Source organism: Oceanisphaera sediminis (assembly GCF_039539745.1).
In the GTDB taxonomy this organism is placed as follows: domain Bacteria; phylum Pseudomonadota; class Gammaproteobacteria; order Enterobacterales; family Aeromonadaceae; genus Oceanimonas; species Oceanimonas sediminis.
This window is the reverse complement of record NZ_BAABDS010000046.1, coordinates 23,898-43,787: the sequence shown is the minus strand read 5'-3', so window position 1 is coordinate 43,787 and position 19,890 is coordinate 23,898. Positions and strand designations below refer to the sequence as shown.

22 protein-coding genes are annotated in these 19,890 nt (G+C 60.1%); 3 read left to right on the top strand and 19 right to left on the bottom strand.

Annotation, left to right across the window (positions count from 1 at the left end; genetic code table 11):
* Positions 1 to 265 precede the first annotated feature (265 nt).
* The 6 genes from ABD827_RS16170 to ABD827_RS16145 are packed head-to-tail and all read right to left on the bottom strand — an operon-like array spanning position 266 to position 4,194.
* The gene (locus ABD827_RS16170; protein ID WP_344965708.1) at positions 266 to 1,087 is read right to left on the bottom strand and encodes a sterol desaturase family protein; all 822 of its coding nucleotides are present in this window, start codon (positions 1,085 to 1,087) and stop codon (positions 266 to 268) included.
* Entirely contained in the window at positions 1,071 to 1,724 is a 654-nt protein-coding gene (locus tag ABD827_RS16165; RefSeq protein ID WP_344965707.1) for a TIGR04282 family arsenosugar biosynthesis glycosyltransferase, read from the bottom strand. Before ABD827_RS16165 ends, ABD827_RS16170 begins: the two co-directional genes overlap by 17 nt.
* The gene (locus ABD827_RS16160; protein WP_344965706.1) at positions 1,721 to 2,386 is read right to left on the bottom strand and encodes a TIGR04283 family arsenosugar biosynthesis glycosyltransferase; all 666 of its coding nucleotides are present in this window, start codon (positions 2,384 to 2,386) and stop codon (positions 1,721 to 1,723) included. Before ABD827_RS16160 ends, ABD827_RS16165 begins: the two co-directional genes overlap by 4 nt.
* A gap of 5 nt (positions 2,387 to 2,391) precedes the next feature.
* Entirely contained in the window at positions 2,392 to 3,381 is a 990-nt protein-coding gene (gene arsS, locus ABD827_RS16155; protein WP_344965705.1) for an arsenosugar biosynthesis radical SAM (seleno)protein ArsS, read from the bottom strand.
* A 10-nt stretch (positions 3,382 to 3,391) separates the two neighbouring features.
* Entirely contained in the window at positions 3,392 to 3,610 is a 219-nt protein-coding gene (locus ABD827_RS16150; protein ID WP_344965704.1) for an anti-sigma factor family protein, read from the bottom strand.
* Positions 3,604 to 4,194, bottom strand: coding sequence for a sigma-70 family RNA polymerase sigma factor (locus ABD827_RS16145; RefSeq protein WP_344965702.1), 591 nt, complete (start codon positions 4,192 to 4,194; stop codon positions 3,604 to 3,606). Before ABD827_RS16145 ends, ABD827_RS16150 begins: the two co-directional genes overlap by 7 nt.
* 481 nt (positions 4,195 to 4,675) lie before the next feature.
* Between ABD827_RS16145 and mtnK the strand changes: the two genes are divergently transcribed.
* Entirely contained in the window at positions 4,676 to 5,869 is a 1,194-nt protein-coding gene (mtnK, locus tag ABD827_RS16140; protein WP_344965701.1) for an S-methyl-5-thioribose kinase, read from the top strand.
* 228 nt (positions 5,870 to 6,097) lie between these two features.
* Here mtnK and ABD827_RS16135 read toward each other — a convergent pair whose 3' ends face one another.
* From ABD827_RS16135 to ABD827_RS16115, 5 genes are read right to left on the bottom strand one after another with little or no spacing between them, the layout of a single operon-like run.
* The gene (locus tag ABD827_RS16135) at positions 6,098 to 6,580 is read right to left on the bottom strand and encodes a DUF3299 domain-containing protein (protein WP_344965700.1); all 483 of its coding nucleotides are present in this window, start codon (positions 6,578 to 6,580) and stop codon (positions 6,098 to 6,100) included.
* Positions 6,580 to 7,827, bottom strand: coding sequence for an ABC transporter permease (locus tag ABD827_RS16130; RefSeq protein ID WP_344965699.1), 1,248 nt, complete (start codon positions 7,825 to 7,827; stop codon positions 6,580 to 6,582). Before ABD827_RS16130 ends, ABD827_RS16135 begins: the two co-directional genes overlap by 1 nt.
* Positions 7,821 to 8,507 carry an ABC transporter ATP-binding protein gene (locus ABD827_RS16125; RefSeq protein ID WP_344965698.1) on the bottom strand — a complete coding sequence of 229 codons (687 nt, stop codon included), beginning with the start codon at positions 8,505 to 8,507 and terminating at the stop codon, positions 7,821 to 7,823. The genes ABD827_RS16130 and ABD827_RS16125 overlap by 7 nt, the downstream gene beginning before the upstream one ends.
* Positions 8,508 to 8,513: 6 nt before the next feature.
* The gene (locus ABD827_RS16120; protein ID WP_344965697.1) at positions 8,514 to 9,152 is read right to left on the bottom strand and encodes a DUF2796 domain-containing protein; all 639 of its coding nucleotides are present in this window, start codon (positions 9,150 to 9,152) and stop codon (positions 8,514 to 8,516) included.
* Between the two features lie 21 nt (positions 9,153 to 9,173).
* The gene (locus tag ABD827_RS16115; RefSeq protein WP_344965696.1) at positions 9,174 to 10,082 is read right to left on the bottom strand and encodes a LysR family transcriptional regulator; all 909 of its coding nucleotides are present in this window, start codon (positions 10,080 to 10,082) and stop codon (positions 9,174 to 9,176) included.
* Between the two features lie 89 nt (positions 10,083 to 10,171).
* Between ABD827_RS16115 and ABD827_RS16110 the strand changes: the two genes are divergently transcribed.
* On the top strand, positions 10,172 to 11,392 hold the full coding sequence (locus ABD827_RS16110; protein WP_344965695.1) for an MFS transporter: 1,221 nt from the start codon (positions 10,172 to 10,174) through the stop codon (positions 11,390 to 11,392).
* 86 nt (positions 11,393 to 11,478) lie between these two features.
* Here ABD827_RS16110 and ABD827_RS16105 read toward each other — a convergent pair whose 3' ends face one another.
* Together ABD827_RS16105 and ABD827_RS16100 are read right to left on the bottom strand one after the other, a co-directional pair.
* Positions 11,479 to 12,015: a VOC family protein gene (locus ABD827_RS16105; protein ID WP_344965694.1), complete on the bottom strand. Its 537-nt coding sequence runs from the start codon at positions 12,013 to 12,015 to the stop codon at positions 11,479 to 11,481.
* 14 nt (positions 12,016 to 12,029) lie between these two features.
* The gene (locus tag ABD827_RS16100) at positions 12,030 to 12,794 is read right to left on the bottom strand and encodes a DNA repair ATPase (protein WP_344965692.1); all 765 of its coding nucleotides are present in this window, start codon (positions 12,792 to 12,794) and stop codon (positions 12,030 to 12,032) included.
* A gap of 206 nt (positions 12,795 to 13,000) precedes the next feature.
* On the opposite strand from ABD827_RS16100, the gene cysB reads away from it, so the two are divergent.
* The gene (cysB, locus tag ABD827_RS16095; RefSeq protein ID WP_298722540.1) at positions 13,001 to 13,975 is read left to right on the top strand and encodes an HTH-type transcriptional regulator CysB; all 975 of its coding nucleotides are present in this window, start codon (positions 13,001 to 13,003) and stop codon (positions 13,973 to 13,975) included.
* A gap of 251 nt (positions 13,976 to 14,226) precedes the next feature.
* Here cysB and gloA read toward each other — a convergent pair whose 3' ends face one another.
* From gloA to rsxC, 6 genes are all read right to left on the bottom strand, one after another.
* Entirely contained in the window at positions 14,227 to 14,634 is a 408-nt protein-coding gene (gene gloA / locus ABD827_RS16090; protein ID WP_298722537.1) for a lactoylglutathione lyase, read from the bottom strand.
* 73 nt (positions 14,635 to 14,707) lie between these two features.
* Positions 14,708 to 15,349: an endonuclease III gene (gene nth, locus ABD827_RS16085; protein WP_344965691.1), complete on the bottom strand. Its 642-nt coding sequence runs from the start codon at positions 15,347 to 15,349 to the stop codon at positions 14,708 to 14,710.
* Positions 15,346 to 16,041: an electron transport complex subunit E gene (locus ABD827_RS16080; protein WP_344965690.1), complete on the bottom strand. Its 696-nt coding sequence runs from the start codon at positions 16,039 to 16,041 to the stop codon at positions 15,346 to 15,348. Before ABD827_RS16080 ends, nth begins: the two co-directional genes overlap by 4 nt.
* Positions 16,038 to 16,670: an electron transport complex subunit RsxG gene (rsxG, locus tag ABD827_RS16075; protein ID WP_344965689.1), complete on the bottom strand. Its 633-nt coding sequence runs from the start codon at positions 16,668 to 16,670 to the stop codon at positions 16,038 to 16,040. Before rsxG ends, ABD827_RS16080 begins: the two co-directional genes overlap by 4 nt.
* Complete coding sequence (gene rsxD, locus ABD827_RS16070; RefSeq protein WP_344965688.1) at positions 16,670 to 17,719, bottom strand: electron transport complex subunit RsxD; 1,050 nt, start codon at positions 17,717 to 17,719, stop codon at positions 16,670 to 16,672. Before rsxD ends, rsxG begins: the two co-directional genes overlap by 1 nt.
* Positions 17,719 to 19,890 (bottom strand): electron transport complex subunit RsxC, encoded by a 2,172-nt coding sequence (gene rsxC, locus ABD827_RS16065; protein WP_344965687.1) that lies wholly within the window; start codon positions 19,888 to 19,890, stop codon positions 17,719 to 17,721. The genes rsxD and rsxC overlap by 1 nt, the downstream gene beginning before the upstream one ends.

Below are 19,890 nucleotides of genomic sequence, written 5' to 3'. Positions count from 1 at the left end.
CCTCGACACGCCATTGAGTTAGCCATCTTTGCTGGATAACGGCTGCGAATATTCACTGGATATTCGGTCCATTACCCAGCAAAGATATACGGCAGCAAGCTGCCCCACTGGTCGATTGAAATCGACCCTACTAACAGGCCGCTCCACGTTCTGAAGGAGGGCAAAGGGATCTGCTCCGCCGACCTTCTGTTTCAGGGATGAAACAGAGAGCGTACATGGAGGTATTTATAGCGAGTCGGCGGAGCGGGCCCTTTGTCCGATATGCCTATGAGTCTGAGGTCTTGGGAGGGATCGAAGATCGCCGAAACGGCTGTAACAACAGTCGGTGCAGGCGCAATTCGGTGGGGTTGCGAAACTGGTTCAACCCTATGGTCATGCCTAGCTGGCCGGCCTGGGGCTGGGCCCGATAAGTGTTGAACAGCCGGTCCCACCAGGGCAGGTTGAAGCCGAAGTTGCTGTCGGTCTCTTCGGGGATCACCGAATGATGCACCCGGTGCATGTCTGGGGTGACCAGCATCAGTCGCAGCCATTTATCCAGCCGTTTGGGCAGACCCACGTTGCCGTGGTTGAACATGGCGGTGGCGTTCAGCAGCACCTCGAACAGCAGCACCGCCAGCGCCGGGGCGCCGATCAGGGTCACCGCCGCCAGCTTGAGCGTCATGGACAACAGAATCTCGACGGGATGAAACCGCAGCCCGGTGGTGACGTCGAATTCCAGATCCGCATGGTGTACCCGGTGCAGCCGCCACAGCCAGGGAACCGCATGAAACAGCCGGTGTTGCAGATAAATCAGCAGGTCCAAAATTAGCAGCGACAGGATAACAGAGACCCAGAACGGCACGGACAAGGCGTTGAACAGTCCCCAGCCTCGCTCGTCGGCAAGCAGGGCCGCGCCCACGGCGGCCAGCGGAAAACACAGCCGCAACAGCACAGTGTTGATGACCACCAGCAGCAGGTTATGGGGCCAGCGGCCAAGGCGGCTTATGCGCTGGGGCCGACGTGGCGCCCGCCACTCCCACAGCATCATTAGCAGCAGCACGCCACCAAAGCAGCCCAGCCGGATCAAGGGTTCAAACTCGAACATCATGGTCGGCCTTTGGGGTTGAGTGATGCAGCCAGCGCGCCCAGGCAGCCGGTAACCAGAACAGGTCATTCGGCTCGTCGATGTCTTGTAATCGCTCGCCGAGTACACAATGCCAGCCCAGCCGGGCGATGCATTCACGAGTCAGGTTGGCGACCCTGTCTGTGCTCCAGGGCATGTGCTCGAACAGCAAGGCATGAAAGCGACGCAGGCCGAGCAGGGCATAGCCGCCATCCATGGTGGGGTGCAGCAGGGCGTCATTATCGGTCAGCCGTTTTGCCGCCCGGCGCAATAACAGCGGCGATAGTTGCGGGCAGTCGGTGCCGATCAACAGCACTTGCTCGTTGTTAAGCAGACCCCGGCGAGCGGCGCGGGCCATGCGTTGACCGAGGTCACCGTCACCCTGGTCGCCGAGCTCGATGCCGGGAGGCAGCGGTACATCTTGCCATTCTATGGCGCCGGGGGCGGGTGTCATGCACAGCTCTACTGGACCTGTGTTGGCACTCATAGCGGCATCCAGGGTGCTCGAGAGCATTCGCCGTGCCAGATTGGCGGCACCGTCGGCGCCCAGGGCGGGGATGAGTCGGGTTTTGGCAAGCCCGGCCACCGGGGCCTTGGCGAAGATGATGATACGGGTGCTCAACGGTAGGCCCTCGCCAGTTGCTCGGGGCTGGCACCCCGCCAGTAGGCGAAACGGAGCCGCCACATCAGCAAGACGGTGCGCCACAGGCCCTTTTGCTCCCAACGTCGCCCCGAGGTGACGACCCTTTGCGCCAGACAGGCGGGAGAGCCCAGATATTTGAGTCGTTTGCTGAGTTCTATGTCTTCCATCAGCGGCTGATCGGGAAAGCCGCCCACCGCCTCGAAGCTGCTGCGGCGCATGAAGATGGCCTGATCGCCGGTGGCGATGCCGGTAAGGCGCGAGCGCCGGTTCATCATGAAGGCGATGACCGCCAGCATGGGGTGGCGGCCGCTGATGGTCACATCGAAGCGGCCCCAGTGATGGTGGCTCAGCGCCTCGGCAATCAGCCGGTCGGCGTCGGGCGGCAATCGGGTATCGGCGTGCAAAAACAGCAGGTCATCGCCACTGGCCACGGCGGCACCGGCGTTCATCTGTCGGGCCCGCCCGGGGGCAGACGATATGACCTTTACACCCGCACGCTGTGCCAGCGCGACCGAGTGGTCGCTGCTGCCGCCGTCCACCAGTATCAGTTCGGCAGAGGTGGCATAGGGGCGCAGTTCATCCAGCGTCTGAGGCAGGGAGTTCGCTTCGTTCAGCATCGGCATGATGATCGACAGGCTCATGACGCTCAGGACTCGTCGTGCAGGGCGCCGCCGCAGCTGCTGCCCTGGCCGGCGGTGCAGCCATAGCAGTGCTCGGCGACCCGTATCGGCTGACCTTCCAGCTCCCGGTGCAACAGATCCCGCAGATGAGGCGGGTCTTGCTCTTGCTCTTTACCTTTACCGTCAGTCGGCAGTCGCAGCCCCAGCTGCTGGTTAAAGTCGCAGTCGTACAGGTAACCCTGCCAGTCAACGCTCACCAGGTTGCGGCACATCAGCCCCGGCAGGTTGGCGGCGGAAAAGTTGTCTTTCAACAGGCGCAGATAATCGTGGAACTGGCGCTTGGTGATCAGGTAATCGCCGAACCGTTTGATCGGCATATTGGCCAGGGCGAACAGCTGATTGAAGCGAATGTCGAAGTGCTCCATCAGCTCGCGCCGATAGGCCGCTTCCAGCCCTTGTTGCTCGGGGGGCAGGGTCGGCCCCTGGGGGTTGTAAACCAGATTCAGCACCAGCCCCGAGCCGGGCCGGCCGTAACCCAGCTTGTTCAGCTGCTGCAGGGCGGCGATGCTCTTGTTGAAGGTGCCCTTGCCGCGCTGGCGATCGACGTTGTCGATCTCGTAGCAAGGCAGGGAAGCGACGATTTCCACCTGCTGTTCGGCCAGAAAGTCGGCCAGGGTTTCGTGCCCGGGCTCGAACAAAATGGTGAGGTTGCAGCGGTCGATAACGGTGACGCCCTGCCGTCGAGCGGCCACCACCAACTCGCGAAAGCGCGGGTGCATTTCGGGGGCGCCGCCGGTCAGATCCAGGGTATCGAGTTTGCGGGCTGCCAGTACCCTGGTGATCAAGGCCAGATTGTCGTCGTCCATCATCTCGGTGCGGTGCGGCCCGGCGGCCACATGGCAGTGCACGCATTTCATGTTGCACATGTAGCCCAGGTTCACCTGCAGGGTATCCAGCGCCTGGCGGCGTATGGCAGGGAAGTCGGTCAAGTCAAGCAGAGGCAGGGTGTCTCGCATCGTGATTCCTTTATCGAGTGGGGCCGTCTTCCGGCTTGTCGCTGGTGTCATCATCCGATTTGGCGACGTAGGCCCGGGACAATGATCGTATGACCGGTAATTGCCGTTCGAAATTGCGACAGCCCTTGCACATCATGGTGTGCAGCGCCAGCAACAGCTTTTCGCCGGTACTCAGGGCTCGCTCCTGACCTTCGGACATCAGTCGAGTGGCTTTGTGACAGCTCAGCATTGGCAGTCTCCTTGCTGTTGCCAGGTGTTTTCCAGGCATTCGCGTAGTCGTAGCCGGGCCCGATACAGCAAGACGTTGAGGTTGCTGACGGTCAGATCCAGCTCTCTGCAGATCTCCGGGCTTTCCAGGCCGACAAACTCGCGCATCATGAAGGTGCGGCCCTGATTGGGCGGCAATTTATCCAAACAAAGCTCGAACAGGGTCCAGAACTCGTCGTCTTCCCGGCTGCTTTCGGGGGCGCTCCATTCCACCGGTCGTTCCTCCTTGTGCCACATGCCAAAGCGGTTGAACAAATGCTCTTCCAGATCCGAACTGTCGTCACCACCCAGGCTGCTGATGGTGACCAGACGCTGGTTTTTGCGGATGACATCGACAATCTTGTGCTTGAGGATGGCAAACACCCAGTTCTTGTAGGCGGCGCGACCGTTGAAGCTGTCTGCATACTTGAAGGCGCCGAGCAGGGCCTCCTGCACCGCATCTTCCGCCAACGCGGCGTCTTGCAGTTGCAGGGTGGCAAAGCGCAACATCTGGCGGCGTAATTCATCGGACAATAGTGGGTCTGAAGTGCTATGTCTCTGATCCATAATGACTCTTTTTTGTGGTAGCGGGTCCTTCCCCTAGGGTCTGTTGACCTTTCGCGATGATTTTTGCAGCAGTTTGTGGGGTCTTGATACAAGGCATCGCTTATGCCATGTAGTCACTCTACATAAATAAGCGATAACGCAGTAGCAAGCCCCCACAAGCGTTGCCCTGCGGGTTCGGCTAAACGCGTTTTTCTCTTTGTTGAGAGGGCTTTGCTTAGAATGACTAGGCTACACCCCTCTCGCCGCGATAAAAACGCGTTTAACTCGAACAAAATTTAACCGCGAAAGGTCAACAGACCCTAGATTAGACTCTAACGCCACCGGCGTTGTGCTACCAGCATTGTCTGTGTTGTTATAACCATGTCGTTAAATCACGGTATTTAAACCAATGTTGTTATGGTTGAGTCGCGAACAGCATCGGTTTTATTACAGTGTGGATGAAGTTAGGGAAAGATAACCTTATGCAGCAGGGAGCGGATTGATGAGCCAGTATCGAATTTTCAAGGTAGACGACGCCATCGCTTATGTGCGAGTGGTTGAAAAGCTGGGCGACGAGGTGCCCTTGCTGGGCGAAGAAATCGGCGACGGCAACCTGAATCAGGTGTTTCGAGTGTGGCAGCCTGGCGAGTCGCGCGGTGTTATCGTCAAACAGGCGCTGCCCTATATTCGCTGCATCGGCGAGTCCTGGCCGCTAACCCGGGATCGGGCCCGCATCGAGGCACAAATACTGCTGAACCATGGCCGCGTCTGCCCGGAATACACGGTAGAGGTATTGCACTACGATCCGGCGCTGTCGGTGATGCTGCTGGAGGATTTGTCCGATCATCGGGTATGGCGTCAGACCCAGCTGGAAGATCTGAGCTTTCCCGAGGCGGCGGCGCAATTGGGCCGGTATCTGGCCCGGGTGCACTACCACAGCAGTGCCTTTCATCTGGATTATCAGGCGCAGCAGGCGGCGCAGACCGATTTTGCCAACCCGGAGCTGATGGCCATTACCGAAGCTGTCTTTTTTGTCGACCCGTTTCGGGATCACGAGCGCAATAACGTCGCCCCCTTGATCCGTGCCGAGGCGGAGCAACTGTGGGCCGATGCGGCATTAAAAGTGAAGGTCGCGGCACTCAAGCACGACTTTCGCTGCAAAGGCGAGGCCCTGCTGCACGGCGACCTGCATACCGGCTCTGTCATGGTAACGGCAGACAAGCTCAAGGTGATCGACGCCGAATTTGGTGGTTATGGCCCCATGGGCTTCGATCTGGGGGTGATATTCGCCAACCTGCTGCTGAATTTCTGCAGCCAGCCGGGGCGGCACCGGGCGGTGGCCAGTCGGCGTGTTCAGCAACAACGCATCGAAGAAATACACAGCCTCTGGCAGAACTTTCGGGCCGATTTTGTCGAGCTGGCGGCGCACAGCAATGATGCGGCACTGGCCGAGCCGGGGTATGTTCAGGACTTCCTGGGGCGAGTATGGCAAGACGCCCTGGGCTACGCGGGCTGCGAGATGATTCGCCGGACCATCGGCATCGCCCATGTGGCAGATCTGGACGGCATCGACGACCCGGCCCGGCGCGCCGCCTGCCAGCGCCAGGCGCTGGCGCTGGGGCAGACCCTTATCCTGGAGGCGGAGCAGCTGCTTGAAGAACAATTCACAGCACTATTGCTCGAACGGGTGATCTAACCGAAGACCAGGCTGTCACTTAGTGACACCCCCTCCCAGCCTCCCCCTGGCGACGGCCCGCCGCTGTGTCTGTCGCGCCGCAGCTCAGGGGGAGGGGCGAAAGACCGCGATCTCTCCAGGCAACGCTGGTTTATTCCCTCCCCTTTAATGCCCAATAGACAGGACGCCAGCGGGGTGCAACGCAAGGGGAGGGCTAGGGTGGGGTTTCTGCTCCGGTTTTTCTTTCGCTTAAATTTGATAAGGCTCCACGCTGGTGCCTTGCAGCGAATAGGCGGCGTCGGCCATGTCATGGCTGGCGCCCACGGTGCGCAGGGTGCCGGTGACCCAGACCGCGTCCCAGAGATCGTCCACCTGGGCGCCGGCCGGATACTCCACGTAGACGATCTGGTTGGTGGGCGGCGGCGGCACGTGAATGCAGGCGCCGAAGTAGGGCACCAGCAGGAAGGCGGTCACCTGCTTGCTGTCACCTTCCAGCGGCACCACAAAGCCGGGCAGGCGGACCTTGCGGCCGTTCAGGCTTGGCACCACCTTGCCGATAGGCTGGCCGGGAATGGCAAATTCATCATCGTGATCCACCTCGGGAAAAGGCGGCGGATTCAGCTGCTCTTCCAGCGGGATAAGATCATTCCATTCCAGCAGCGAATAATCGTCGGCCCAGGCCGAGGGGGCCAGCAGCGCCAGGGTGGCGAGCAAGACAGTCATATATTTCATCAGTGATTAATACTCATTCCATCGTTAACCGAATAAAAATAGGCCCGTGCCGCCGGCAGCAGGCCGATTAACATGCCCGCCAGCAGGGTCAGACCGATAAGACGCCATTCACCCGCCTCGGGCAGACCCGGGTACAGCATAAGACCATATTCTGCCTGCACCAGCGGGGCCAGCAGTTGCAGCGCGCCATATAGTAGCGCCAGACCCAGCAAGACGCCAAGGGCGGTGAGCAGGGCGGCCTCCAGCGCCAGCAGACCAAAGAGGTGCCGCGGCCCGGCCCCCAGGGCGCGCAGTATGGCCAGTTCTCTACGCCGGGCCGACAGTCCCGCCAGCAGGGTGGTCAGCATGCCCAGCAAACCGGCCACCACCACGAACAGGGCGATGAAGGCGATGGCTTTTTCGGCGATGCCAAGCAGGCTCCACAGCTCGTGCAGGGCGCTGCCCGGCAGAATGGCCGACAGCGGCTCGGCCCGGTAACCGTTGATGGCCCGTTGCAGCCCGAACACCTGTACCTTGTTGTGCATGCCCACCAGAAAGGCGGTAATGGAGTCGGGAGCAAGATCGGCGGCGCGGGCCTGCTCGGGCGACAGGGTCAGGGTCTTGCGGCCGCTCTGCCAGCCGAGATGGATGGCCTCCAGACCGTCCAGCCGTACATGCACCGTCTTGTCGACCGGGGTGCCGGTGGGCGCCAGAATACCGACCAGGGTAAAGGGCAGATCGTCGTGCAGGCTGAACGAGGTGTTGCCGGCGCCGTGGGCGATGATGAGGGGATCACCCAATCGGTAGCCCAGATTTTGCGCCACCTCGGCGCCGATCACCGCCTCGAAGGTATCCTTGAAGGGGCGACCCTCGGCCAGCCGCAACGGCTGGTTGCGACCATAGGCGTAATGGCGAAAATAGTCCTGATTGGTGCCCAGCACCCGAAAGCCCTGATGGGAGTCACCCAGGGCGATGGGAATGGTCCAGGCCACCCCCTTGTGTTGGCTGATGCGCCGATAGCTGTCCCAGCTGATGTTGTTGGTGGGGTTGCCCAAGCGAAACACCGAATACAGCAGCAGGTTGATCTGGCCGGTGCGGGCGCCGACGATGAGATCGGTGCCGGACAGGGTGCGGGCAAAACTCTCTTTCATCTCTACCCGCACTTTTTCGACCCCCACCAGCAGCATCACGCTGATGGCGATGGCGGCCAGGGTCAGGCCGGCGGTCAGCCGCCGGGCCCAGAGACTTTTCAGTGCCAGTATCAACATCTTGTCTGCTCGTTCAGTTCGGGAAGGGAAACGACCCGGGAAAACAGCGGCTCCAGCGCCGGATCGTGGCTGACAAACACCAGGGTGCTGTGCTGGCGGCGGCATTCCCGGAACAGCAGCTCGATAAAGGCGGCCCGGCTGTCGGCGTCCAGTGCCGAGGTGGGCTCGTCGGCAATGACCAGTTCGGGGCGACCAATCAGGGCCCGCGCCGCCGCCACCCGCTGTTGCTGGCCGATACTCAGCTTGTGTACCGGCTGCGTCCACAGTGCCGGGGGCAGCTGCAGCTCGCTCAGCAGTCGTTCGGCCTCGGCGGTGGCGGAAGCCTGCAACCGACGGCGTTTATGACGGGAGAAAATCAGGGCCGAGGTGACGTTCTCGGTCACCGACAGAAAGGGCAGCAGGTTGAATTGCTGAAAGATGTAGCCCAGGTGATCGGCTCGAAAACGGTCCCGGGCCCGGCCCGAGAGACGCGACAGATCCCGATCCAGCACCTGCAACTGGCCACTGTTGGCCTGCTGTATGCCGGCCAGCAGGCCGAGTAGGGTGCTTTTGCCGCTGCCGCTGGGGCCCTTGATAAAGAGCCGCTCACCGGCGGCCAGTTCAAACTGCGGTATCTGCAAAATGGCTTGCTGGCCGGGCCAGGCGAAGCGGAGATCCCTTATCGATATCAGTGTACTCATGGGCCCTTACCAGCTGAAGGCAGGCTGTTCGGCGGTGAGGGTGCCGGCAATCTGGCCGGAAGGCACTATGCCCTGCAGCTCTACCCGGGTCAGGCTGGGAAACTGCTCGAACAAGGTGGTCGAGAGGCTGTTCAGCGCCTGGGGCTGCCGGCACTGGTAGCGATATTGCACCAGCACGTCGTTGTGGCCATGTTCATCATCATGGTGTTCATGATCGTCATCATGGTGCTCATGGTCATGTTCAGCGGCATGCTCGCTCTCATGATGCTCGTGTTTGTCTGCAGCTTCATGGGCGTGATCATGATGATCTGTCTGTTCGTGCTCGTCCAGTTCATGGGCGTCTTCTTCAACCAGCTGGCTGTCGATCAGCCGGCAGGCGGCCGCTTCGGGCAGGCTGAACAGCGTGTCGGCCTCTTGCACCCGGCTCAGGGCGGCGGTCAGTCGGGTTTGTTCGTCCTTGTTGGTCGGAGCATGTTCGAAGCCGATAATGTCGGCCGCCGGCGCCAGCAGTTCCAGCATCAGTTGTTGTTGATCCAGGGCCAGGCTGAGGCGGCCGAAACCGTGCTCGTGTACGCCGGGTAAACTCTGGGCGAACAGGCCGAAGGGCAACAGGGGCAGGGCGAGGGCAAAGGGTTTGAGGGACATAACGGGCTCCGATAAAGTTTGTTATGTTATAACGTTTTTGGTTGGAGCTGTAAAGAGACTCGGTTCCGTTCGAATAAAATCGATAAAAGCCTGCTCGGCCCGGGACAGGCGGCGGTCACGGGGCCAGGCCAGGCACAGGTCGAGAAAGTAGGGCTCGGCAAACGACACGGCAAACAGGTCGGGGTCGTCCTCGATCACCATGCGTAAAAAGGTGGTGATGGCAAAGCCTCGGCGCACCACTGCTTTTAACAGCGGGATCAGGTTGCTCTCGAAACCGATATGGGGACTGATGCCGGTCTGTTTCGCCATCTCGTCGATATATTCCCGGTGAAAGAAACCGTGACGAAACACCGCCAGCTCTTGCCCCAGAAAGTCGTCGATGGCGATGGATGCCTGATGGCGGGCCGGATGTTCGCCATTGACCACCGCCACCATTTCTTCTCGCAGCAGCGGCAGGCCGGTCAGGGTGGACGGCAGGGAAGAGGTCAGTATTATGCCCAGCCCAAGCTGCCCCTGGCATAACCGGGCCAGCAAATCCTGGGTACCGGCCTCAATGACCCGAATGGACAGACCCGGATACCGGTGTTTGAACGCCATCAGCAGTGGCGGAAAGTAAAAGGAGCCCAGCATGCTGGGAATGCCGATACTGACTTCGCCGCTGTTGAGATCGTGCAGTGCCGCCATGTCCTGCTCGGCCAGAGTGAGGGCATTGATAATGCTTTCGGCATGCTGATAAAGCCGCTCACCCTCTGCGGTCAGTTGCAGTCGGCCCTGGCGACGGTCGAACAGCGTGATGCCGAGCTGTTGTTCCAGCTTCTTGATGGTCATGGTGACGGCGGGCTGGGCCAGGTGCAGCTGCTCGGCGGCGCGGGTGATGTTACCTGCTCGCGCGACGGCAACGAACTGGCGAAGCCATTTGGTTTCAAGCATAAGGTTTTGTTATTTTTTTTATAAATTTTATATATTTCATTTATACGCAGGTGAGGAATAAGGTCAAGGCTGTCATTCGGGAGTAAGCCATGATCGATTTGAAAACCCGGCTCTGGTGGCGCGCCACCCTGACACTGGGCCTGGGCTCTATGCTGGTGTTTATCAATCTGTATCTGACCCAGCCCTTGTTGCCGCTGCTGGCCCGGGACTTTGATGTGTCGGCGCTGTCGGCCAGCTGGGCCTTGTCGATTTCTACCCTGGGGCTGGCTGTTGGTCTGCTGTTCTGGGCGCGGATTGCCGACCGGCTGGGTCGTAAACCGGTGATGCTGGGCTGTTTGCTGGTCGCCATTGTGTTGAGTCTGCTGATGGCGCTGGTACCGAACTTCGGCTGGTTACTGGCGGCGCGGGGCGTGCAGGGCTTTTTTCTGGCGGGACTACCGGCCACGGCGGTGGCCTACATGGGTGAAGAGTTGACCCCCAGGGCGCTGGTCACCAGCATCGGCATTTATATTGCCGCCAATTCCATGGGCGGCATCGCCGGGCGGGTATTCGGCGGTCTGCTGGCGCAATGGGGCGAGCTGTGGATCGGAGGCTGGCAGACCAGTTTTCTGGTGCTGGGCGCGATCAGCCTGTTGTTGTGGCTGCCGTTGCTGAAATGGTTGCCGCCGTCACGCCACTTTGTGCCGGCCGGCAAGGGGCAGGGAGTTCGGCCCTTGCTTGAGCATATTCGCAACCCCCTGCTGTGGCCTGTGTATCTGGTGGGCGGGCTCAACTTCATGGTGTTTTTGAATCAATACACCTATGTGGCTTTCTATTTATCGGAACCGCCCATCAAGATGGCACCGGCGGCGCTGGGGCTGCTGTTTTTGACCTATCTCACCGGCACCTTTGCTTCCGGCATCAGCGGCTGGCTGATCACTCGTTTCGGTCTGTGTCGAACCCTGATGGGCGCCATCGGTATCATGGCCGTTGGCAACCTCGGCCTGCTCAGCGATCGTTTGCCGTTGATCCTGCTGGCGTTATTGGTGGACAGCTTCGCCTTCTTTCTGGCCCATGCCTGTGCCAGCAGTTGGGTAGGGCGCAGCGTGCGAGAGCACAGAGCCCTGGCGTCGTCCTTGTATCTGGTATTTTACTATCTGGGCGCCAGTCTGGGCGGCCTGTATCTGTATCCGTTCTGGGCGTGGGCCGGATTGCCGGGGGTAGCGGCGGGCATGATGCTGGTACTGCTGGTGACGGCGGGCCTCAGCCTGCGATTGTTGCGTCGAGAACGGGTAATGGCAGGCGACATGGGTACGAAAAGCGTTTTGTAGGGTCCGATTTATTGGACCGCCAAGTCTATACGTAACACTGTCGGTCGAATAAATTCGACCCTACTACCAAAGGCAGAGAGTGGCAATTAAATGTGGTGGCCGATGAAATAATCGTCGGGTACGGGTACCACCTCACCGCGGGCGATTTCAAGCGCTATGGTGTCGGCCAGGCTGCGAGGGTGAAACTTGACCTGATAGGGCGCCAGGGTCAGGGTCAGCTCGGGCGAGGTGCCCGCGAGTCCCTTGGTATTGAAGGGGACATTCGGGTAATCGATAAGTAACTGCTGCAGCTTGCTCACCACTATTTCACCGTGTTCCAGGCCGTGCAGATGCTGTTTACCGGCCTTGGGCGCGGCCAGTTCGAGGCAGGGCACGGGCCCGAAGGGGCTGGTGAGCGGTTGATGCAGCCGATAAGTGATGATGGGCCGGTTGCCGATCATCCCTTCGACCAGGCAATCTCCAAACCGGGCCAGTGCATTGCGCAGCTGCAGGTATTCTTGCGGCGTTGCCGCCCGATAACAGACGTGATCCATGTGGCCCAAGGTCGGCGGCAGGCCATAACCGAGCAGGCCCTGCTCCAGTTGCGCCATAAAGCCGCGCACATCGCCCAGTAAATCCACCATTGACGGTATCGGGGTTACCATTTTCGTTTGGGCTCGAACAGCTGATCGAGTTCGGACTTTTCCTGCTCTTCTACGCGAGCCTTTTGCTCTTGCTCTACCTTGATCTGGCTGTTATTCAGCTCGTTCAACCGTAATTGCAGATTTTCTTCGATGTTTTTCAGCTGCTCATCCTTGTCGGGCACCTGCTCCAGTACGCTCAGGCCCTTGGTCAGCATCTGACGAGCCATCGGGTTGTTTTTATTATTCAGCGCAAGATGCGCCCGCTTGGTCAGGTTGGCCAGATTGATTTTCAGCTGTATCAGTTCCAGGCGACGATCTTCGATGACAAACGTCTGGTTTCCCAGCTTGCCGTTGTTGTGTTCTATACGTAACAGGGCACGGAGTCGTTTCACGATCTTCAGCATATGGATGGCCTGCCGATCCGACTCGGGTGGCTGCAGGCTGGCCTGCTCCATCTGATAATGTTCTTTTACCTGCTGCAGCTGTTGCTCGATATTGGTAGTGCGGGATTTTACCTGGGTACTGGCGGGGTCTTGTTGCCGCATGATGTGCAGGCTGGACAGAATACGGTTGTATAGCATCATCACCAGCGCCTTGCTGTATGGCAGCTGGCCGGCGTGCAGCAGCAATTCATCGGTCTCGTTGATGATGTTTTTGTGCTTGAGTAACAGGGTGCGTTTTTCTGCTTCCTGCTTTTGGCGGTACTGCTGCAGAATATTGTAAACAATAACCAGAAACAACAAGGCGCCTATGGCTATGAGGATCAGTGTCAGCGTCATCTGTCGGCGGCTCGTGGATAGGTAAAGGTGAAGTGAAATGTTACCCCAGTCATCGGACTTTGGCTAACCCCCATACGGTTAACGACATAAAACCGCTGATTGTTTAATCTGTTAGCATATAACCTTTGGTTATTAATGATTACCAAAGAGGATATTTTTGCAGGGTCTGATAATATTTAGCTATGTCACCTTACTATCGAGCCACCATGAAACTGCAGCAGTTACGCTATATCGTTGAAGTTGCCAACCATAATCTGAATGTGTCTGCCACCGCCGAGAGCCTGTATACCTCGCAACCCGGCATCAGCAAGCAGGTGCGGATGCTGGAAGATGAGCTGGGCATTCAGGTGTTCGAGCGTAGTGGTAAGCATCTGACTCAAGTGACGCCTGCCGGTAAGGATATTATCCGTATTTCCAGCGAAATTCTGGGCAAGGTCGAGAGCATCAAGGCGGTGGCGAGTCAGCATACCCACCCGGATCAGGGCTCGCTCAATATTTCAACGACCCATACCCAGGCCCGTTATGCGTTGCCGGAGGTGATCAAGGGCTTTATCAACCGCTATCCCAAGGTGTCGTTGCACATGCATCAGGGCACACCGGTACAAATCAGCGAGTCGGTAGCCAAAGGCTCGTCCGACTTCGCCATTGCCACCGAGGCGATGCATTTGTATCAGGATCTGATCATGCTGCCCTGTTACCACTGGAATCGCTGTATTCTGGTGCCCAAAGACCATCCGTTGGCCACCATCGACAAGCCGGACATTGCCGAGATTGCCCATTATTCGCTGGTGACCTACGTATTCGGCTTTACCGGCCGTTCCGAGCTGGATACTGCCTTTAACAAGGCCGGCTTTGAACCCAGGGTGGTGTTTACCGCCACCGACGCCGACGTGATCAAGACCTATGTACGGCTGGGCATCGGCATCGGTGTGCTCGCCAGCATGGCGGTGGATCCCGAACAGGATACGGATCTGGTGGCCATCGATGCCAGCCACCTGTTTGCGGCCAGCACCACCAAGATAGGGTTTCGCAAAGGCACCTTTCTGCGCAGCTACATGTATGACTTTATGGAACGGTTTGCGCCCCACCTTACCCGCGAGCGGGTAGACAAAGCCACGGCCCTGAAATCACCGGATGAAATAGACAAACTGTTTGAAGATGTGGAGTTGCCCGTACGCTGATTGGCGTGAGGCGTGGATATTCTGGTGTTGATTTTTTTGTAGGGTCGAATTCATTCGACCAACGGCGTTACACGCGGGCCTTGCGGTCCAATAAATTGGACCCTACGAAACAGGCAGGCAAAAGCAGACTCACATAAACCATACGGAATATGCGGAAAACGACAAGTAAAAAGGAGCCGTAAGGCTCCTTTTTTGGCTTGCTGCCTACAGCTGACAGCTGACAGCTGACAGCTTATGGCTTAAAGCTGTTTTTACTCCCCCAGCCCCTTGCCGGCGTCGGCCTTGGCAATCAGCTCTATCTTGTAACCGTCCGGATCTTCCACAAAGGCGATAACGGTACTGCCGCCCTTGACCGGGCCCGGCTCGCGGGTCACCTTGCCGCCGGCGGCCCGGATCTGTTCGCACATACCGTAGATGTCATCGGCTTCAATGGCGATATGGCCATAGGCGTTGCCCAGATCATACTGCTCGGTGCCCCAGTTGTAGGTCAGCTCCAGTACCGCTTCGTTTTCTTCTTTGCCGTAACCGACAAAGGCCAGGGTGTACTGGTATTCGGTGTTTTCGCTGGTACGCAGCAATTTCATGCCCATGACATCGGTATAAAAGGCGATGGACTTGTCCAGGTTACCGACGCGCAGCATGGTGTGAAGAATACGCATGATTAACACTCCCAGAGTGGTGTGGATGTAAAGGTCGGGTATTTCCCGTTATGGTGCTTAGGGTCAACAGACCCTAGTCATCGGGATATTGTTTTTCTTTAAACTCGCATAAGTCTTCGATCACGCAAGAGCCGCAGCGGGGCTTGCGGGCGATGCAGGTATAGCGGCCGTGCAGAATAAACCAGTGGTGCACGTCCTGCTTGAATTCCGCCGGTACCCATTTCAGCAACTTGTGCTCCACTTGGTCCACGTTCTTGCCCGGGGCGAAGCCGGTACGGTTCGAGAGCCGAAAAATATGGGTATCTACCGCTATGGTGGGCCAGCCGAAGGCGGTGTTGAGCACCACGTTGGCGGTTTTACGCCCCACGCCGGGCAGGGCTTCCAGCGCCTCCCGGTTTTCCGGTACTTCGCCGCCGTGCAACTGTTGCAGTATGGCGCAGGTCTTGATGACGTTAACCGCCTTGGTGTTGAACAGGCCTATGGTCTTGATGTGCTCCTTCACGCCGTCCACGCCTAGCGCCAGCATGGCGGCGGGGGTGGGACCGGCGGCAAACAAGCCGACCGTGGCCTTGTTGACGCTCACATCCGTGGCCTGGGCCGAGAGCAGCACCGCGATCAGCAATTCAAACGGGTTGCGAAAGTTGAGCTCGGTGGTGGGATGCGGGTTTTCGGCCCGCAGCCGCTCCAGGATCTGGCGACGTTTTTCCATGTTCATAGCGAGGTCACTCTTGCGCGGGTGACTTCGGCCTTGGGTGCCGGCGCCTGGCGGGCAGCAAGCCGACCGTCCAGCCAGTTTTTGGCGGCGATCATCAGGCCCAGACCGATAAAGGCACCGGGGGGCAGTATCGCCAGTAGAAAGCCGTTATCCAGGTGCAGCAGGTCGATACGCAGGCTGGTTGCCCAGTCGCCCAACAGCAATTCGGCACCGTCGAACAGGGTGCCCTGGCCCAGCAGTTCGCGCAGGCCGCCCAGTACCAGCAGCACGGCGGTAAAGCCCGTGCCCATCATCAGACCGTCGAGCGCCGCCAGCCCGGCGGTATTCTTGGAGGCAAACGCCTCGGCCCGGCCGATGATCACGCAGTTGGTCACGATCAGCGGAATAAAGATGCCCAGCGACTGGTAAAGGCCGTAGGTATAGGCATTCATCAGCAGCTGCACGCAGGTGACCAGACTGGCGATAATCATCACGTAGATGGGAATACGCACTTCGTTCGGTACCCACTGGCGTACCAGGGAAACGGTAAGATTGGAGCCAATCAACACCAGCATGGTGGCAATGCCCAACCCCATGGCGTTGGTCAGGGTGCTGGTCACGGCCAGCACCGGACAGAGGCCGAGAATTTGCACCAGGGCCGGGTTGTTGCGCCACAGCCCCTGGCGAATAATCTCTTTGTGTTGTTCGTTCATAGGGATTCTCCACACGCTGGCGCCTGGCTCAGTAATCGGGGTTGCTGGTTCACCAGCAGCAGCACCTTGTGTACCGCCTTGACCACGGCCCTGGGGGTAATGGTGGCGCCGGTAAAGGCATCAAACTGGCCGCCATCGCTGCGCACCGCCCAACGCGGGTCTTCCTCACCCTGCAGCGACTGGCCGTTGAAGTCCAGCACCCAGTCGGATTTTTTCAGCTCGATTTTGTCACCCAGCCCCGGGGTTTCATTGTGGTTGAGCACCCGCACGCCGTTGAGAGTGCCATCGGCCTTGATGCCCACCACCAGCTTGATTTCGCCGCTGTAGCCGTCGGGCGCAATGGCCTCGATGGCATAACTCTGTGGCTCGCCGTTCTTCACGGCGGTGAACACCGGCAGGGCCTCGCGCGTGCCCAGAAACGACTCGCTGCTCAGCATCACGCAGTGATCGAACAGCGGTTCGTCGTGGCTCTCGGGCGGCAGCAGTTCATCCAGCACCCGCAGCAGCTGGGCCTGCTCCTGCTCGATAATGGTGCTCTGCGTCAGGTTGTGGGTCAGGGCCACCACGGCGGTACAGCCGAGGGCAAAGGTTGCCAGTGTCAGCCCGTTTTTGCGCATCATCTCCAGCATCAGCGGGCCGCTCCATAGGTGGTGGGTTTGGTCAGCGCATCGATCATCGGCACCGTCATGTTGGCCAGCAAGACCGCAAAGGCCACCGCGTCCGGATAGCCGCCGAAGGTGCGAATCAGGTAAATCAGCAAACCGATAAGCGCGCCGTAAATCAGGCGACCGCGAAAGGTGGTGGCGGCCGACACCGGATCGGTGGCAATAAAGAAGGCGCCGAGCATGGTGGCACCCGACAACAGGTGCATCATGGAGCTGGCGGTGCCGTCCGGCGCCATCAGAAAGCCCAGCAGGCTGAATAGCAGCAAGCTGCCGATAATGGCCACCGGAATGGGCCAGCTGATGAGCTTGAGCCGCAGCAGCAGCAGACCACCGGCCAGATAGGCCAGGTTGACCCACTGCCAGCCGATGCCGGCCAGGCCGCCGAACACCGGGTTGGCCAGAATTTCGCTGCCGGTGTGGCCCTGGGTAAAGCCGGTTTTAAGGGTGTCGAGCGGGGTGGCCATGGTGGTGCCATCGGCCAGCTCACGCAGCTGGTGCGGGCTGAAACCGTCGAGGGTAAAGCCAGTGAAAATGGCCGACACGGTGTCGGCAAAGGTCGGCGGGTACAGTTGCAGTTCCAGCGGCGGCAGCCAGCTGGTCATGTGCAGCGGAAACGACACCAGCAGCAGTACGTAGGCCACCATCGCCGGGTTGAACAGGTTCTGACCGATGCCGCCATACAGCTGTTTGGCCACGATAATGGCAAAGCCGGTACCGATCACCACCAGCCACCAGGGCGCCAGCGGTGGCAGGGCGATGCCGATCAGCACGGCGGTCAGCAGTGCCGAATTGTCCCTGAGTTGCTGCAGGCGCCGGCCGCGCAGGGTTAGCACCAGCGCCTCGGCACCGTAGGCGGTGGCAACCGCCAGCATAATTTGTACCAGGCTGCCCCAGCCGAAAAACCACCACTGGGCGGCAATGCCCGGTATCAGGCAGTAACAAACCCGCCGCATCAGGGTGGCGGTGTCGAGCGGAGCGCGATCATGGGGGGAACTGCTGATGGTAAACGCCATTAGGACTCGTCTTCTCGATCGGATGAAATGGATGCCGCTGATTTCTCGGCCTGCGCGGCCTTGCGGGCCTTGGCTCGGGCGACCGCCGCCTTGATGGCCGCTTGCTTGTCGTCGGCTGCGGCATCGGCCGGGGCCGGAGTCTCGGTTTTCGCCGGCTCCGCCTCGGTGCCGGATGCCGGTTTAGCCGCGGCAGCGGCCTGTTCGGCCTTGCGAGCCTTAGCCCGGGCGACTGCCGCCTTGATGGCGGCTTGCTTGTCGTCTGCTGTGGTGTTTCCAGCCGGCGTTTCCGACTTGGGAGTGGCCCCCGTTTCCTGTTCGGCCTTGCGTGCCTTGGCTCGGGCGATGGCGGCGGCCACGGCGGCTTTTTTCGGATCCTCATTGGTACTGTCGGCCGGAGCCGCAGCGTCGGGCGTGTCAGCTTCGGTGCCAACCTGTGCGGCCTTGCGCGCCTTGGCGCGGGCGACGGCGGCGGCCACGGCGGATTTTTTATCGGTGTCGGGGCTGTCAGCGGTGCCGGCGGCGGCATTTTTCTCACCGGCGGTGCCATCGGCCTGCGCCTGTTTCAGCTCGCGGTTGCGGCGGGCTTCTTCCTTGCGGGCGGCACGGGCGGCGGCCATGTCGTCGGGCGCCTGCTCCTGTTGGCGGGCCTTCACCCGAGCCAGGGCGGCGGCGACCGGATCTTCGCCCCCGGCGGCGGCCTGCTCGGCCATGCGCGCCTTGCGCTCGGCGGCGGCCTTGGCCTGTCGAGCCTGACGTTCTTCCTTCTCGCGCGCCAGTCGCTGCAGGCGAGCCTCAAAGCGTTGCTTCGCGCGCTCGGCCAGCTCGGCTTCGCGCTGGGCCTGGCGAATCTCGGCCTTGGCCACCCGGTAATACTGCACCAGCGGTATGCTGCTGGGGCAGACATAGGCACAGGCGCCGCACTCGATGCAGTCGAACAGATGATGGCTGTTCAGCTTGTCGTGATCCTGACTGCGGGCATACCAGTACAACTGTTGCGGCAGCAGGCTGGCGGGGCAGGCATCGGCGCAGTTGCTGCAGCGAATGCAGGCCATTTCTTCCGCCGGCGGCGCCAGCTCGGCCTGTTTAGGGGCCAGTATGCAGTTGCTGCCCTTGATGATGGGCGCGGCGGCGCTGTGCAGGGTAAAGCCCATCATGGGACCGCCCATGATGATGCGCTGCTCCGGCTCGGGCGTCAGACCATAGCGCTGCAACAGATAACGAATCGGGGTACCGATATGCACCCAGGCATTGCCGGGCTCGGCAAAGGCCTCTCCGGCCAGGGTGACCACTCGCCGCGTCAGCGGCTCGTCGTCGATAACGGCCTGTTTGACCGCATAAGCCGTGCCCACGTTCTGCACTACGATGCCGATGTCGGCAGGCAGGCCGTTGCGGGGCACCTGCAGGCCGGTAAGAATTTCGATCAGCTGTTTCTCACCGCCGGACGGATACTTGGTGGGTACCGCCACGATGAGAAGGTTTTGGTCCCGGTTGGCGGTGCGCAGCGCGGCCAGCGCCTCGGGCTTGTTGTCTTCCACCGCCAGTATGGTGAGCTGCGGCTGCACTATGTGGCGCAGTATTTCCACGCCCAGCAGTATTTCGGCCGGGTGTTCGCGCATCAGCCGGTCGTCGGCGCTGATATAGGGCTCGCACTCCACGCCGTTGATGATCAGGGTGTCTATTTTTTTCTTGCGCGGTGTCAGTTTGACGTGGGCCGGAAAACCGGCGCCGCCGAGCCCCGTGACGCCCGACTGATGAATACGCTCCAGCAGCACGTCGGCGCCGAGTAAACGGAAGTCGGCCACCGGATAGCGAGGGCGCCACTGATCTTCGCCGTCGGGCTTGAGCACGATGCACAGGCCGTCGAGCCCCGAGGGGTGGCACAGGGGTCTGTCTTCGATGGCAGCAATGATGCCCGAGGTGGGCGCATGCACCGGTATCATCATGGGGTTGAGCGGCTCGGTCAGGGGCTGGCCCCTGAGCACCCGCTCGCCGGTTTTTATCCTGATTTTGGCCGGCTGGCCGATGTGCTGGCGTACCTGCAGCACCAGCTCTTCCGGCAGGCCGGCATGGCTGATGGGCGTGAGGTTGGCCGGCGCCTTGCGCTCGGGCGGGTGAATACCGCCATGAAAGCCGTGCAGTTTGCCTGCATTGAGATCCTGTAACAGCGACAT